The sequence below is a fragment of the Streptosporangium oxazolinicum genome, from assembly GCF_039537505.1.
GTDB classification, from domain to species: Bacteria; Actinomycetota; Actinomycetes; order Streptosporangiales; family Streptosporangiaceae; genus Streptosporangium; species Streptosporangium oxazolinicum.
The window spans coordinates 141898-157213 of sequence record NZ_BAABAQ010000017.1; the positions used below are offsets into that span (position 1 = coordinate 141898).

The window sequence follows — 15316 nt, forward strand, 5'->3', positions numbered from 1 at the left end:
CACCGTCACGGGCCATGGCCCCGACCCGTCGACAGGTCATCCCTCCATTCCCCCGAGCAGGAGAGGTAATATGCCCGACGTGGCGACCAAGAGCACCGTTCAGCGTGTGGTGGACCTGGAGGCCTGGGCCTTCAGGACCGGCGAGGACCTGGCGGACATCAAGGAGACCCTGCATGATCTCCCCAAGATCATCCGCGAGGAGGTCATGACCTACACCGCGCCGATGTTCGAAGAGATCATGAACCGGATGGCCACCAAGGAGGATCTCTCCGCGCTCTCCGTCAAGGTGGACGGACTGGAGAGCAAGGTGGACAGCCTTGACACCAAGGTGGACGGGTTGGAGACCAAGGTCGACAGCCTTGAGGCGAAAATGGATACCCGGATGAGCTCCTTCGAAGGGCGCATGAACTCCTTCGAGGGTCGCATGGACTCCATGGAAGGCCGGATGGACTCCATGGAAGGGCGGATGGACTCCATGGAAGGCAAGCTGGACCTGATTCTGGCCAAGCTCGGCTGATCCTCGGCGACGGCCCCGGGCCGGTGGTCCGGGGCCCGGCGGCGTCAGAGCCAGTCGCGGCGTTTGAACACCAGATAGAGGGTGAGGCAGACGCCCGCCATGAGCAGGACGGCGAAGGGGTAGCCCCACTTCCAGTGGATCTCGGGCATCACGTCGAAGTTCATGCCGTAGATGGTGCCGACAAGGGTGGGGGCGAAGAGGATCGCGGCCCAGGCGGAGATCCGCTTGACCTCCTCGTTCTGGGCGTTGCTCGCCTCGGTGAGGTTGGTCATGTGCTCGTTCTGGGCCTGGGCGACCATCGTCGAGTTGACCACGAGGATGTCGTGGAGCATCTGGCGGAAGCCGCCGACCCGCTCGGCAACGGTGATCGCGTGGTCGGCCACGTCCCGCAGGTATCTCTGCAGCTCCTGGTCCACCCCGTATTTGGCGGCCCCCGCGATGAAGCCCTCGATCATGCCGAGGAGCGGCTGGGTGGCCCGCTGGAACTCGATCACCTCGCGCGACAGCTCGTAGATGCGGCGGGAGACCCCGGGCTCGTTGCCGAAGACCTGGACCTCGATCTCGTCGATGTCGTTCTGCAGGCCGGCGACCACGGGGGCGTAGCCGTCCACGACCGCGTCGAGGATGGCGTAGAGCACCGCCTGCGGGCCCTGGCCGAGCAGCTCGGGGTCGTGTTGCATGCGGCGGCGGACCTGGGACAGGTCGGGCGCCTCGCTGTGTCGTACGGTGATCACGAAGTTCGGGCCGACGAAGACGTGCAGCTCGCCGAAGTCGACCTCCTCGGCCTCGTCGAGATAGCGGGCCGGGCGGAGCACCACGAACAGGGTGTCTCCGTAGCGGTCGGCCTTAGGCCGCTGGTGGGCGACGATGGCGTCCTCGACCGCCAGTTCGTGCAGGTCGAACTCGTCGGCGACGTTGAGGATGACGTTCTCCTCCGGCCGATAGAAGCCGATCCAGGCCATGCTGTCCGGGGTGTTCTTCAGGCGCTCGAACGCCTCGGGCAGCGACTCGGGGGTGGCGGCGCGATGACCGTTGACGTAGATCGCGTTGTCGATGACGCGGGAACGGGGCGGGACAGGCCGCCCCTCGCCGGCGGACCTGGGGTCCATCGACCGCTCGGGAGACTCCTGACCGCTGCCGGGACGCCCGCGCATCAGGCTCCGCAGGCCCCGCATTCGCCGGTCGGTCACGCGTCTCTCCTCATCGGCTGCTCATGAACGTCATCGGGCGCTCATGAACTCCTGCAGCGACCGCATCGCGGTGGTACGGATCTTCGCCCTGAGCATCGGGGTCCAGCCGAGGACGATACCGACCGGCCGGCCCATCGCCATCGTCGACCAGCGCCTGAGGTCGAAGTCGTCGTGGTGGCGGACGATCAGGCCGTCCTCGAAGCGGAAGAGGGCGTCGACCTCGTTGACGACCTTCCTGCCCGCCTTGCCGAAGGTGTAGCGGCCGGTCCAGTGCGCCGTACCCTCGTGCGGGCGGACGGTGATGTCGCGGACGGTCACGTCGAGGTCGGCGCTGCGGCCCAGCAGCATCCGCCACATGCCCATCACCCTGTCGCGTCCTTCGAGGTCCTGGAAGACGGGGTCACCGAAGGTGACGTCGGGGTGGTAGCAGAGCTCCATCGCGTCGGCGTCGCGGCGCGCGAAGGCCTCGTAGAACGTCTTGATGAGCTCGGCGTTCCGGTCGTTCACGAGTTTCTCCCGGTCATCAATATCCTGCCGACCGAGTGTAGTGCGCGGAAAGGTCGAGGAGATTGTCCGCGTTGTTCCAGCACACCGCGCGGAGCCGATCGTTCCAGCACACCGCGCGGAGCCGATCGTCGCCGAGCCCGAGCCGGTGGATCGGCCGCCCCTTCCCCATCAGGGCCCCGTCAGAGGTCCGCCGTGCTCGAAATGGTGCCAGACTCGGCGTTCCGTCCGCCGGACCTGGCAGGCCAAGCCCTCGCCACCGGGTGGGGACGCCCTGGTCCGCGAGTTCCGGAATCACGTTCGGCACGGTTCCGACTTTATCGCCAGCACACCGGAAGTCGTGGGACGCTTTGCTCCTACGCCGCGAAGGAGAAACGAGCGTTGTCCGACCTCTGGGTGACCCTGACCACGACCCGTTCCGGGCCGCCCCTGTGGGTCGTGCTGCTGTCCGCCCTGGCCGCGCTGGGCGTGGTGTCGTGGTCCACCTCGTGGCAGCTGTCGCGAGGGTTGATCACCATCGCCCACGAGGGCGGGCACGCGCTGGTGGCGCTGCTCACCCGGCGCAAGCTGGAGGGCATCCGGCTGCACTCCGACACCTCGGGTGTGACCCTGACCAGGGGCAAGCCCCGGGGGTTCGGCATGATCCTGACCGCCGCCGCCGGCTATGTCGCCCCGTCCCTGCTGGGACTGGGCGGGGCGTGGCTGACCGCCTCCGGCTACGTGGCGGTGCTGATCACGATTGTGATCGGGTTGCTGTTCTGCATGCTGCTGCTGATCCGCAACCTGTTCGGCGTGGTGAGCCTGCTCGCCACCGGGGGCGCGATCTTCGCCTTCACCTGGTACGCGGCGCCCGACATGGACGCGGTCCTGGCCTATCTGGCCGTGTGGTTCCTGCTGCTGGGAGGCGTGCGGCCGATCGTGGAGCTCCAGCGCAAGCGGCGCCGCCACCAGGCGCCCGACTCCGACGCCGACCAGCTCGCCAGGCTGACCTTCCTGCCCGGCGGGTTCTGGGTGTTCCTGTTCCTGGTGGTGGCGGGCGCGTGCCTGGTGGGCGGGGCCTACCTGCTGCTGCCCTCGGCGCTCAGGCTCATCTGAGAGAGCCCCCCGAGGCGTCCGGAAAACCCCGGCCCCCCTTGCCATCGGGAAGCACGGCAACAAGATGGTCACGATTCGCGAACAGGGTATTAGACGGGCTATATCACCGCATTTCACACTGATTTTATGATGCCCCTCCCCCCCTTCCGTATCGTGCCACAGAACCCCTCTTCTTGATTGACATATAACGACTTTTTTGAGTTTATTAGCGGGGATATCATTTCTCCTGCGAGAGGCGCTCCATGCCCCACCCCGCTTACCTCGTCGGAGCGGCCGGGACGGGCATCCTGCTCGCCTCGCTGGGCGTGACGTTCGCCCTCGTCCTGCGGATCAGGCGGCTCCGCGCCGAGCGGGAGAGGGCGCTCAGCAGAGCGTACGAGGGGTTCGCCCGCGACATGCACGACGTCGTGGGGCACTGGCTCTGGCTGGCGTCCATCAAGGGAGAGCTCGCCCACCGGAAGGCGAAGGGCGACGCGCGGCTGCGCGAGGACCTGGAAGAGGTGCTGCAGGCGGTACGGCAGGCCGCGCACGCCGTACGGGACGTGTCGAAGGCCGCCCACCGGCTGTCGTTCTCCACCGAGGCCGCGCGGGCCAGGACCCTGCTGGAGGGGTTCGGGGCCTACTGCTCGGTCCGGGTGGACGTGGAGGAGCTTCCCGAGGTCGTGAGCACCGCGCTGGGCGCCGTGGTCCGCGAGGGCGTGACGAACATGCTGCGGCACAGCCAGGTGAAGCGGTGCGCGATCGAGCTGGTCGAGCACGGCGGCCGGTTGCGCCTCACCGTCGTCAACGACGGGGCTCCCCGGCAGGAGGTGCCCTCCACCGGCAGCGGCGTGGACAACCTGGACCACCGCGTGGGCGAGCTGGGCGGCACGGTGCGGGTGGCTGGCGGCGCGGGCGGGTGGTTCACCCTGATAGCCGAGGTTCCTGCTAATTTTCCCGAATGATCTTCACGTTTAACCACGAAAGCGCAGGTAGCGCACACCTTCACGGTTGGCACTGTGCGTTTCGCATATACGAGTGGTTGAGTTTGTAACTAGTGCTTTCTCGGGTTATCCGTAATTCTCTCTTCTGGAAGACAGCAGGGGAGAATGTCGTGGATGACCAGTATGAGCTTTATTGCCTGGCGGACCCGATTTTTTACGACGCGCTTGACGGTCGTCGGGGTGATCACCCCGATTTCGCGCTCGCTGCCCGGGATGTCCCGGACGGCTGGCAGCACCAGGCGACCGACACCTGGATGCACTACGCGCCGCTCGCCGGTCGCACCCCCGCCCAGGGCTGGAAGATCCACGTCTCCGCCCGCGCCGAGGACGCCGATCGCGCCATAGAGGCGGTCTGGGACTACTGCGTCCCCCGCGACATCGCGTTCAAGTTCCTGCGCAGCCTGCCGGTCATGACCATGCTGAACTCCAAGGCCGCCCCCCGTGGCGCCAGCGGGAAGCTCGTGACGATCTACCCGGTGGACGAGGCGCAGCTGGAACTCACGCTCAAGGAGCTCGACGAGCTGCTCAGGGGCGTCGAGGGACCGTACATCCTCAGCGACCTCCGCTACGGCCAGGGCCCGCTCTTCGTGCGCTACGGCGGCTTCGCCGGGCGGCGCTGCCTGGCCGACAACGGCGAGCTGGTGCTGGCCATCGAGGACGGCGACGGCCGGCTCGTCCCCGACCTGCGGGAACCCGCCTTCGGCGTGCCGTCCTGGGTGACGCTGCCCGCCTTCCTCGAACCCCACGTGGCCGCCCGCAACGCGGTCACCACCGAGGGGCTGCCGTACCGGGTCGAGAGCGTCATGCAGTTCTCCAACGGCGGCGGCGTCTACCTGGGAGAGGACCTGCGTACCGGGGAACGGGTCGTGCTGAAGGAGGCCCGCCCGCACGCCGGCCTGGACGCCGTCGGCCGGGACGCGGTGGCACGGCTGGCGCACGAGCGCGACATGCTGGAGCGCCTGTCCGGGCTGGACGCGGTGCCCGCGCTGATCGACTACTTCACCCTGGGCGGGCACCACTTCCTGGTCGAGGAGTTCGTCGACGGCAACCCGCTCCAGCGGCAGCTCGTCCACAAATACCCGCTGACCAGGGCGACCTGCGACGACGAGGCTCTCGCCGAGTACACCGCCTGGGTGCTCGACACGCTCCCCAAGGTACGGCGGGCCGTCGAGTCCCTGCACGAGCGCGGAGTGGTCTTCGGCGACCTGCACCCGAACAACATCCTCGTGACCGAAGACGGCCGCCTGACCCTGATCGACTACGAGGTGGCCACCCTCACCGAGGACCGGGGCCGCGCGGCGCTCGCCCACCCGGCGTTCGGCGCGCCGGCCGACCGGCAGGGCGTCGACGTCGACCTGTACGCCCTCGCCTGCCTCTGCCTCGGACTCTTCGCCCCCCAGCTCACGATCATGCTGCCGCTCGACCGTGCCAAGGTGACCGAGCTGGCCAGGCTCATCGGCGAGACCTTCCCCGTACCGCGCGAGGTGCTCGACGAGGCGGTCCGGACCGTCACGGGCCCCGCCCCCGCGGCGGCCACGCCCTACCCGAAGCCGGGACGCGACGGCTGGCCCCTGCTCAGGGAGGCGATGACCCGGGCCATCCTGGCGAGCGCCACCCCCGAGCGCGAGGACCGGCTCTTCCCCGGCGACGTCGCCCAGTTCCAGCCGGGCGGGGGCGTCAACCTCGCGTACGGCGCGGCGGGTGTGCTCTACGCGCTGGCGAGCACCGGGGCCGAGCGCCGTCCCGAGTACGAGGACTGGCTGCGCGCGAAGGCGCTGGCCCCCGACCCGGGGACCGGGATCGGGTTCTACGACGGGCTGCACGGCGTGGCCTACGTCCTCGACCTGCTCGGGCACCGCCAGGACGCGATCGACACCGCCGACCTGTGCCTGCGCCAGAAGTGGGAGTCGCTGGAGCTCGGACTGTTCGGCGGCCTGGCCGGCATGGGCCTGAACCTTCTTCACCTGGGCGGGACCACCGGCGAGCGGGCCTTCACCGAGGTGGCCCTGCAGATCACCGGCATCTGCTCCGACAGGCTGGGCGGGCCCGACGACGTGCCGGAGGTGAGCGGCGGCAGCCACCCCCGGGCCGGACTGATGTACGGCTCCTCCGGGCCCGCTCTTCTCTTCCTGCACGCCTACGAGCGCACCGGCGACGCGTCGCTGCTCGACAGGGCGGCCGTGGCGCTCCGGCAGGACCTGCGGCGCTGCGTCACCGGCGAGGACGGAACCCTCCAGGTCGACCAGGGCTGGCGCACGCTGCCCTACCTGGACGAGGGGTCGGTGGGCGTCGGCATGGTCCTCGCCCGCTACCTGGCCCACCGGGAGGACGAGGACTTCCGCGCCGCGCTCGACGGCTGCCGGCGCGTCACCCGGGGACGCTACTTCGTGCAGTCCGGCCTGTTCACCGGCCGGAGCGGCATGATCGGCGCCCTCGGCTGGGGCCTGGGCCCCGGGCCGGACGCCTCTCGTACCGACCACACCACAGACCTGGCCGAGCAGCTCCGCGGGCTGGACTGGCACGCGCTGCCCCACGGCGGCGGGCTGGCCTTCCCCGGCAACCAGCTGCTCAGGCTTTCGATGGACTTCGCGACCGGTACGGCCGGAGTCCTGTTCGCGATGAGCGCCGTGCTGCACGACCGGCCGGTGTTCCTCCCCTTCATCGAACCGCCCGTCGGCACGAGCGCCCCGTCAGGGGTGCCCGCGCACGGATCCGCCGGGCGGTTTGGCCCCCACGACACACAGCGGAAGGAGGTGTAACGACATGGTTCTTCTCGACCTGCAGTCCCTGGAGACCCCCGGCGGCGGTCACGGCGGCGGCGGTGGCGGCGGCAGCACCCTCACGGTTCTCGGTTGCGAGTCCGCCAAGCCCAGCAACCTGAGCGTCGTCCTCTGCCACTAGGCACTCGCTTTCCCCCATATCAGTTCGGTTCCCATCAGAAATGAGGCAATCCCATGGTTCTTCTCGACCTGCAGTCCCTGGAGGCCCCCACCGGCGGCGGCGGCCACGGCGGTGGCGGCGGCAGCACCCTCACGGTTCTCGGTTGCGAGTCCGCCAAGCCCAGCAACCTGAGCGTCGTCCTCTGCCACTAGGCACCCTGTTCCACCACGTCCTCAACCCGTATAACCCGTAGAAACGGAGCAATCCCATGGTTCTTCTCGACCTGCAGTCCCTGGAGGCCCCCACCGGCGGTCACGGCGGCGGCGGTGGCGGCGGCAGCACCCTCACGGTCCTGGGCTGCGAGTCCGCCAAGCCCAGCAACCTGAGCGTCGTGCTCTGCCACTAGTGAGACCCCGTGCCCGGGACGGCCAGCGACGGCGGCCGTCCCGGGCACTCCCGTGCCGGGGAAATCGAGGAAACCCGTGAGATCGAGGATGTTCGGGAAGTCAGGAAGGGGCTGACGTGCGGGCAGCGGACCGGCTGGTGGCCGACACCGTACGGCGTAGCGGACCCTGGCTGGCCGTCCTCGCGGTCACCTCCGTCCTGGGCGCGTTCGCGCAGCTCGCGCTCCCCCTCGTGCTGGGCAGGACGGTCGACGAGCTCGTGGCCGGTACGCCCGGCGGCACCGGCGCGGCGACCTGGCTCGGCGCCTGCGTCGCCGCGGTGGTCCTGACCGTGGTCTGCGACACCCTCGGCGTCTGGGCCGCGGGATCGAGCGGCGCGCGGTCCTCGGCCTGGCTCAGGAACCGGATCGTCGGGAACGTGCTCGGTGTCGGGCCGGTGATCACCCGCCGGTTCCCCGAGGGAGACCTGGTCACCCGGATGGGCCTGAACGCCGAGGAGATCGGGCGCGCCCCCGAGTCGATCGTCACCGGGGCCGCGCTGGTCATCCCCACCGCGGGTGGCGTCGTGGCCCTCACCCTCATCGACCCGCTGCTGACCGTGACGCTGGTCGCCGGGCTCGTCCTCATCGCCCTCGTCCTGCGGGCCTTCCTCACCGTGAGCACCTCGATAGCGGGTGACTACCAGGCGGCGCAGAGCGACATCGCCGCCCGCCTGGTCGACGCCCTCGCCGGGGCCCGTACGATCGCCGCGGCCGACACCGCCGACCGGGAGCGGGCGCGGGTGCTGACCGCCCTGCCCCGGCTGCGCGCGCACGCCATGGAGATGTGGCGGGCCAACGCGCGGGCCGGTGTGCAGGCCGGAGCGGTGGTCCCGCTGCTGGAGGTGGCCGTGCTCGGGGTGGGCGGGCTGCGCCTGGCCGCCGGGGACCTCAGCGCCGGAGAGCTGTACGCCGCCGCCCGCTACGTCGTGCTCGGCGCCGGTCTCGGCTCGGCGCTGGGCTACGTCAGCCGCCTGGCCAGGGCGCGGGCCGCCGCGGTCAGGGTGCGGGAGCTGGTCGCCGAGAGCCCGAGGGCCTACGGCACGCGCCCGCTGCCCGCCGGTCCCGGCACGCTCGAACTTCGCGGTGTCGGCGCGGACGGCCTGCGCGACGTCGATCTCGTCATCCCCGGCGGGCAGGCGGTGGCCGTGGTCGGCCGCTCCGGCGCGGGCAAGTCCCAGTTCGCCGCCATCGCCGGACGGCTGGTGGACCCGCGCCACGGCACGGTCCTCCTCGACGGCGTCCCGCTGCCCGACCTCTCCCGCGAGGCGCTGCGCCACGCCGTCGGGTACGCCTTCGAGCGCCCGGCGCTGCTCGGCGACACCGTCGGCGCCGCCGTCGCCCTGGGTCTGGACACTCCCGCCGTCACCGCCGTCACCGGCCGTCATAGCCCCCGTACCGGCTCCGAGTCCTGGACAGGGTCCGGGTCGGCGTTCGGGTCAGGTCACCACGACGGCGGCGGCCGGGAAGTCCCGCCGGACGGGAACCGCGAGATCGTGAGGGCGGCGGCGCGGGCGGCCCGCGCCGACGCCTTCGTCCGACGGCTTCCGCTGGGGTACGACACGCCGCTGGAGGAGGCGCCCATGTCCGGCGGTGAGCGGCAGCGGCTCGGCCTGGCCCGCGCCTTCGCGCAGGGATGGCGCCTGCTCATCCTGGACGACGCCACCTCCAGCCTGGACACCGTCACCGAGCGCCAGGTGGCCCGCGCGCTCTCCAGGGAACTGCGCGACCGTACGCGCCTGATCGTGACCCACCGGGTGGCGACCGCGGCGGCGGCCGACCGGGTGATCTGGCTGGACGACGGCCGGGTGCGCGCGTGCGGCCGTCATCGCGCGCTCTGGGCCGACCCGGCCTACCGCGCCGTCTTCCAGGCGGATCCGTCGCCCCGGGCCGACGCGCCTTCCCTGACGGACACCTCACGGGCGGGCGCGTCGTGAACCCTGTCGTGGAGAACCCCTCGGACGGGCACGTCGCCGGCAGACCCCTCCGGCGGGCGCTCAGGAGGGACCCGTACCAGCTGGTCAGGCTCGCGGGCTGGTCCATCGCGGAGACGGCGCCCTCGCTGGTCATCGGCCTGGCCATCGCGCGGGCGATCGACGACGGCTTCGGCGCGGGGCGTCCCGCGACCGGGTTCGCCTGGCTGGCCCTGCTCGGCGGCGCGTGGCTGCTCGCCGCGGTCGGCGCGCGGCAGGTGATATTGGCCGTCGCCTCGATCGTGGAGCCGTTCCGCGAGGAGCTGCTCGCGCACGTCGTCGACGACGCGCTGCGCCACTCGGCCGTGTCCGGGCGGGGACCGGGGGCGGCGGCGGTGGCCCGCTCCAACCTCCAGGTCGAGCTGGCCCGCGACGCCTTCGCCTCGGTCATCACGGTGGTCAGGTCGTTCGCGTTCACCGTGGTGAGCGTCGTCATCGGGCTGGCGACCCTCGTGCCCGAGGTGCTCGCGCTGGTGCTGCCCCCCTTCGTCGCGGGTCTCGTCATCTTCCTGCTGTCGCTGCGCGCCCTGGCCAGGCGGCAGCGGGACTTCATCCTGGCCGACGAGCGGACCGCCGAGGCGCTGGCCGTCATGGTGGGCGGGCTGCGCGACATCGCCGCCTGCCGGGCCGAGGAGCGGGTGGCGGGCGACGTCGGCCTGCGGGTGGCGGAGCAGGCCCGCGCGGCCCGGTCGCTCGCGCGGGTGACCGCGCTGCGCACGCTGTCGCTCGCGGTGGGCGGCTGGCTACCGGTCCTGCTGGTACTGGCCGGAACCCCCTGGCTGGTGGGTGAGGGCGCGGGCGCCGGGGTGATCCTGGGCGCCCTGGCCTACGTCACGCAGTCACTGGCGCCCGCGCTCGGCAACCTCGTGGAGGGGCTGGGCATCAACGGGGTCCGGCTGCGGGTGGCGCTGGGCCGGCTCCTGCGCGACGGCGACCCGCCGGTGCGGGCGCGCGGGCGTCTCACGGCGCGGGACGGGAGCGAGGGGGCCGAGCTGCGCGGCGTGACGTTCGCGTACGGCCCGCACGCGGAACCGGTGATCGACGGCCTGGACCTGGTGGTCCCCGAGGGGGACCACATCGCCGTCGTGGGCCCCAGCGGCATCGGCAAGTCCACGCTCGCCGCGCTCCTGACCGGTCTGCTCCCGCCGGGGGCGGGCCGGGTCCTGGTGGGCGGGGTGCCCGCCGACCGCCTCGCCCCCGCCGACCGGGTGCTGATCCCGCAGGAGGCGTACGTCTTCCGTGGCTCCCTGCTGGAGAACCTGACCTATCTGGCCGACGCCCCCCGGGAGGCGGTGGACGACGCCGTGGCCGAGGTCGGCCTGACGAACCTGGTGGCGCGGCTGGGCGGCTACGCCACCGAGATCCACTCGGGGCTGCTGTCACCCGCCGAACGGCAGCTGGTCGCCCTGGCCCGCGCCTACCTCGCCCCGGCCCGGCTGGTGATCCTCGACGAGGCGACGTGCCACCTGGACCCGGCGGCCGAGGCCCGTGCGGAAGAGGCGTTCGCCCGCCGGGACGGCACGCTCCTCGTCATCGCCCACCGGCTGACCTCCGCCCTGCGGGCCCGGCGGATCCTCGTCATGGACGGCACCAGCGTCCGGCTGGGCACGCACGAGGAGATGCTCGCCACCTCCCCGCTGTACGCGGACCTGGCCGGGCAGTGGGACCCGTCGAGCGTCCGGGAGCCGGTGCCGTGACGCCCGCACCGCGTTTCCCGTCCAGAGCCCAAGGTCTCCACACCGGAGGAATCCGATGATCTACCCTCCCGCCGAACGGCACCCCGTCGTCGACCACCTCCACGGTCACGCGGTTCCCGACCCGTACCGGTGGCTGGAGGATCCGGACAGCCCGGAGACGCGGAGCTGGACGGACGCCCAGGGGGAGCTGTGGCGCGAACACGCGGGCGCGCTGCCGGGCCGCCACCGGTGGCACTCGCGGGTGGCCGCGCTGACCGGGGCCGGAACGGTCGGCACGCCGATGTGGCGCGGCGGGAGCCGGTTCTTCCTGCGCCGTACGGCCCGGCAGGAGCACGCCGTCCTCTACCGCACCGGTCCCGACGGGGTGGAGGAGACGCTGATCGACCCGATGGAGCTCGACCCGAGCGGGCTGACCACGCTCGACCACTGGCAGCCCGACCTGGACGGCGGGCTGGTGGCGTACCAGCTGTCCAGGAGCGGGGACGAGCGGTCGGAACTGCGGGTCATGGACGTCGTCACCCGCCGGGTGGTGGACGGCCCGATCGACCGCTGCCGGTACGCGCCCGTGGCGTGGCTGCCCGACGGGAAGGCGTTCTTCTACGTCCGCTCCCGCCAGGTCCGCCTGCACCGGCTCGGCACCCCCGCCGAGGACGACGCCGTGATCATGGGTGAGGAGCGCTCGTACGGCCTGGGGATCAGTTACAACGGGCGCTGGCTCACGGTCTCGGCGATGGCGGGCGACGGCAACGACCTCTGGCTGGCCGACCTGTCGTCCTCCTCCCCCGAGCGCCCCGACCTGCGGGTGGTCCAGCGGGCGGCGGGCGCGATGACGGTGCCCGCGGTCGGCCGCGACGGGCGCCTGTACCTGCTCACCACCCTGGACGCGCCACGGGGACGGCTGTGCGTGGCCGACCCGGCGCGGCCGGGCCCCGAGCACTGGATCGACCTGGTCGGCGAGGACCCCGAGGCGGTGATCGGGGAGTTCGCGATCGCCGGGCAGGCGCTGCTCGTGAGCCGGACCCGGCACGCGGTCAGCGAGATCGGCGTCCACGACCTGACGACCGGGAGGCGGCGCGGCCCGGTGCCGCTGCCCGGCCTCGGTTCGGCGGGAGGGATGACCACCCGCCCCGAGGGCGGCCACGAGGTCTGGTTCACCTACACCGACAGCGTCACGCCCGCGGGGGTGTACCGCTACGACACGCGCACCGGTCGGACGTCGCTGTGGAGCGCCGCGCCCGGCGCCGTGGAGGTCCCCGAGCTTGAGGTCCGCCAGGTGGTCTGCGCCTCCGCGGACGGCACCCCGGTGCGGATGGTCGTGCTGGCCCGCCCCGGTTCGGGCCCCAGGCCCACGATCCTGTACGGCTACGGCGGGTTCGGGCTCTCGCTCACGCCGTCGTACTCCAGCTACGTCCTGCCCTGGGTCGAGGCGGGCGGGGTCTTCGCCCTGGCCCAGTTGCGCGGCGGCGGCGAGGAGGGCGCGGACTGGCATCGCGACGGCATGCTGGAGCGCAAGCAGAACGTCTTCGACGACTTCGCGGCGGCGGCCGAGAAGCTCGTCGCGGACGGCTGGACCACCCCCGAGCGGCTGGGCGCGTGCGGCGAGTCGAACGGCGGGCTGCTGGTCGGCGCCGCGCTGACGCAGCGCCCCGACCTGTTCGCCGCCGTCGTCTGCTCGGCGCCGCTGCTCGACATGGTCAGGTACGAGCGGTCGGGGCTCGGCCCGGCGTGGCGTTCCGAGTACGGTTCGGCCGAGGACCCCGAGCAGCTGGGCTGGCTGCTGGGCTACTCCCCCTACCACCGGGTCACCGACGGCGTCGACTACCCGGCGACGCTGCTGACCACGTTCGGCGGTGACTCCCGCGTCGACCCCATGCACGCGCGCAAGATGTGCGCGGCGCTGCAGGCGGCGACGTCGGGCTCGCGGCCGATCCTGCTGCGCCACGAGGGCGGCGTCGGCCACGGCTCCCGCTCGGCGGGCCGCGCCGTCGGCCTCGCCGCCGACATGCTCGCCTTCCTCGCCGCCCACACCGGCCTGGACACCAGCCTGGACACCGGCACCCGAACGGCCCGGTGACACGATCCCGGCGGGAATCGGCTACCGTGTCGAGCGGCGAACTGTTGTGAGGTGCTCCGCTCCGGCGGGGAGAATCGGGAAGCCGGTGTGATTCCGGCACGGGCCCGCCGCGGTGACCGGGAAGTCCCCACCCACGCGCGTACGCGCGGCCACTGGTCCGGCACGGACTGGGAAGGCGGGTGGCCAGGCGTCGATCCGGAAGTCCGAAGACCGGCCTCGCGCTCACAGCCCCGGCACGGGGCATGTACACAGCGGGAGCCTGCCCATGGACAACCGGCTTTACGACGTCATCCACCGCCGCCGCGACGTGCGCGCGCAGTTCACCGGCGCGCCCATCCCCGACGAGGTCCTGCACCGCGTCCTGTCGGCGGCCCACGCCGCGCCCAGCGTCGGCCTCTCCCAGCCCTGGGACTTCGTCGTGGTACGCGACGCCGCCATCCGGGAGACCTTCCACGAACACGTTCACCGCGAGCGGGAGGTCTTCGCCGCGACCCTCGACGCCTCCGCCGCGCGGCGATTCGCCCGAATCAAGATCGACGGTGTGCTGGAGTCGACGCTGTCGATCGTGGTCACCTACGACCGGGACCGGGGCGGCCCCGCCGTCCTCGGCCGCCACGCCATCGCCGACGCGGGCCTGTACTCGGTGTGCCTGGCCATCCAGAACCTCTGGCTGGCCGCGACCGCCGAGGACCTCGGCGTCGGCTGGGTGTCGTTCTACCGCGAGCCCTTCCTCGCCGGCCTCCTCGGCATCCCGGCCGGGATCCGCCCTGTCGCCTGGTTGTGCCTCGGCCCGGTCACCCACCTGGAGACCACGCCCGACCTCGAACGGCACGGCTGGCGTCACCGGCGCCCGCTGGGCGACGTCGTCCACCACGACCGCTGGTGACCGGCGCCCCGGCGAGGTCGGGACGGTCGTCCGGAGCCGGTCTCCGGCGAACGCCGTGACGTCTTCGCGCCCGCACGGCGGACCGTCACCCCCCGCTCTCGGCCCCGCCGCCCAATCCGACCTTCAGGTGAGCGCGGCCCGTTTCCGCTTCCGGCGGCGAGGCCCAAAGGTGGCCCGCCGTCCATCGGCATCGAAACGACGGCGATGTGTCAGTGACACTTGAATGCCGGATCCTCCCGGGAAATGCTCGCGGTGACGGACCTCACGAGGAGATGATCGTGAAGAGCGATTCCATTCGCCGATGTCTTCCAGCGACGCTCGGGGTGATCGCGCTGGGCGCGAGCATGGTCCTCCCGGCCACCGCCCACGGCGCGGCGCGGACCGCACCGGGGGCGGCGGTCGCCGGGGTGAGCCGGATTCCCTTCGGCGTCGCGTCCGACACGTACGACGGGTACGCCCAGCTCGCGGCCCACGAGAGCGAGGGAAGCGACTATCGGCGTGTCCAGCGGTTCCCCGCCAGGGCCAGGGTGGCGCATATCGCGATCCACGGAGGGGGCATCGAGGCACCCACGACCCAGCTCGCGAGCCACTCCGCGAGCTCCCGAGGCTTCGCCTACTACTCGTTCGAGGGCATCAAGAAATCCGGCAACGGTGACCTGCACATCACCTCCGGCCGGTTCGACGAACCCAGGGCGCTCAAGTTGGTGGCGCGGGTCGACTACACCGTCTCCTGGCACGGCGCGTCCGGCGCCAGGCCGACGACCTACGTCGGCGGTCGCGACGTGGCGCTGATCCGCAGGGTCACCGCGGAGCTGCGCGCCGCGGGGTTCACGGTCGCGAAGTTCGTACCGGCCGAGATCGCGGGAAGGAGCCCGAGCAACATCGCCAACAAGAACCGCAGGGGCAAGGGGGTGCAGCTTGAGATCAGCAGCGGCCAGCGAGAGCGGTTCTTCGCGGGCGGGAGGCTGAACCGTTCCTGGATCGAGAACCCGGCCAACCGCACCGGCGCGTTCTACCGATACACCGCCGCGGTCAATCGCGCCCTGGCCGGACTCTGACGCGGACGGGGCGGGCG

At 71.7% G+C, this 15316-nt stretch carries 14 protein-coding genes and 1 riboswitch; of the genes, 12 read left to right on the plus strand and 2 right to left on the minus strand.

Annotated elements, in window-relative coordinates:
- The first annotated feature begins 70 nt into the window (after positions 1-70).
- The gene (locus tag ABD817_RS35005) at positions 71-517 is read left to right on the plus strand and encodes a DUF2730 family protein (protein ID WP_344922711.1); all 447 of its coding nucleotides are present in this window, start codon (positions 71-73) and stop codon (positions 515-517) included.
- A 44-nt stretch (positions 518-561) separates the two neighbouring features.
- Here the strand turns inward: ABD817_RS35005 and ABD817_RS35010 are convergent, their stop codons facing one another.
- On the minus strand, positions 562-1707 hold the full coding sequence (locus ABD817_RS35010; protein ID WP_344922712.1) for a magnesium and cobalt transport protein CorA: 1146 nt from the start codon (positions 1705-1707) through the stop codon (positions 562-564).
- 30 nt (positions 1708-1737) lie between these two features.
- Positions 1738-2214 (minus strand): nuclear transport factor 2 family protein, encoded by a 477-nt coding sequence (locus tag ABD817_RS35015; protein ID WP_344922713.1) that lies wholly within the window; start codon positions 2212-2214, stop codon positions 1738-1740.
- A gap of 378 nt (positions 2215-2592) precedes the next feature.
- Between ABD817_RS35015 and ABD817_RS35020 the strand changes: the two genes are divergently transcribed.
- The 11 genes from ABD817_RS35020 to ABD817_RS35070 all read left to right on the plus strand — a co-directional run bounded on the left by ABD817_RS35020 (position 2593) and on the right by ABD817_RS35070 (position 15299).
- Entirely contained in the window at positions 2593-3306 is a 714-nt protein-coding gene (locus tag ABD817_RS35020) for a M50 family metallopeptidase (RefSeq protein ID WP_344922714.1), read from the plus strand.
- Between the two features lie 242 nt (positions 3307-3548).
- Positions 3549-4250: a sensor histidine kinase gene (locus ABD817_RS35025; RefSeq protein ID WP_344922715.1), complete on the plus strand. Its 702-nt coding sequence runs from the start codon at positions 3549-3551 to the stop codon at positions 4248-4250.
- 149 nt (positions 4251-4399) lie between these two features.
- Entirely contained in the window at positions 4400-7048 is a 2649-nt protein-coding gene (gene lanKC / locus ABD817_RS35030) for a class III lanthionine synthetase LanKC (RefSeq protein ID WP_344922716.1), read from the plus strand.
- A 4-nt stretch (positions 7049-7052) separates the two neighbouring features.
- Entirely contained in the window at positions 7053-7190 is a 138-nt protein-coding gene (locus tag ABD817_RS35035) for a SapB/AmfS family lanthipeptide (protein ID WP_344922717.1), read from the plus strand.
- A gap of 53 nt (positions 7191-7243) precedes the next feature.
- Positions 7244-7381 carry a SapB/AmfS family lanthipeptide gene (locus ABD817_RS35040; protein ID WP_344922718.1) on the plus strand — a complete coding sequence of 46 codons (138 nt, stop codon included), beginning with the start codon at positions 7244-7246 and terminating at the stop codon, positions 7379-7381.
- 56 nt (positions 7382-7437) lie between these two features.
- On the plus strand, positions 7438-7575 hold the full coding sequence (locus ABD817_RS35045; protein WP_344922719.1) for a SapB/AmfS family lanthipeptide: 138 nt from the start codon (positions 7438-7440) through the stop codon (positions 7573-7575).
- A gap of 116 nt (positions 7576-7691) precedes the next feature.
- Positions 7692-9548 carry an ABC transporter ATP-binding protein gene (locus ABD817_RS35050; RefSeq protein WP_344922720.1) on the plus strand — a complete coding sequence of 619 codons (1857 nt, stop codon included), beginning with the start codon at positions 7692-7694 and terminating at the stop codon, positions 9546-9548.
- Complete coding sequence (locus ABD817_RS35055) at positions 9545-11281, plus strand: ATP-binding cassette domain-containing protein (RefSeq protein ID WP_344922721.1); 1737 nt, start codon at positions 9545-9547, stop codon at positions 11279-11281. Before ABD817_RS35050 ends, ABD817_RS35055 begins: the two co-directional genes overlap by 4 nt.
- A gap of 55 nt (positions 11282-11336) precedes the next feature.
- Complete coding sequence (locus tag ABD817_RS35060; RefSeq protein ID WP_344922723.1) at positions 11337-13355, plus strand: prolyl oligopeptidase family serine peptidase; 2019 nt, start codon at positions 11337-11339, stop codon at positions 13353-13355.
- A 37-nt stretch (positions 13356-13392) separates the two neighbouring features.
- A riboswitch (cobalamin riboswitch) is annotated at positions 13393-13588 on the plus strand.
- Between the two features lie 32 nt (positions 13589-13620).
- Positions 13621-14241: a 5,6-dimethylbenzimidazole synthase gene (gene bluB, locus ABD817_RS35065; protein ID WP_344922724.1), complete on the plus strand. Its 621-nt coding sequence runs from the start codon at positions 13621-13623 to the stop codon at positions 14239-14241.
- A 278-nt stretch (positions 14242-14519) separates the two neighbouring features.
- Positions 14520-15299, plus strand: a complete 780-nt coding sequence (locus ABD817_RS35070; RefSeq protein WP_344922725.1) for a poly-gamma-glutamate hydrolase family protein — start codon at positions 14520-14522, stop codon at positions 15297-15299.
- The last annotated feature ends 17 nt before the right edge of the window (positions 15300-15316 follow it).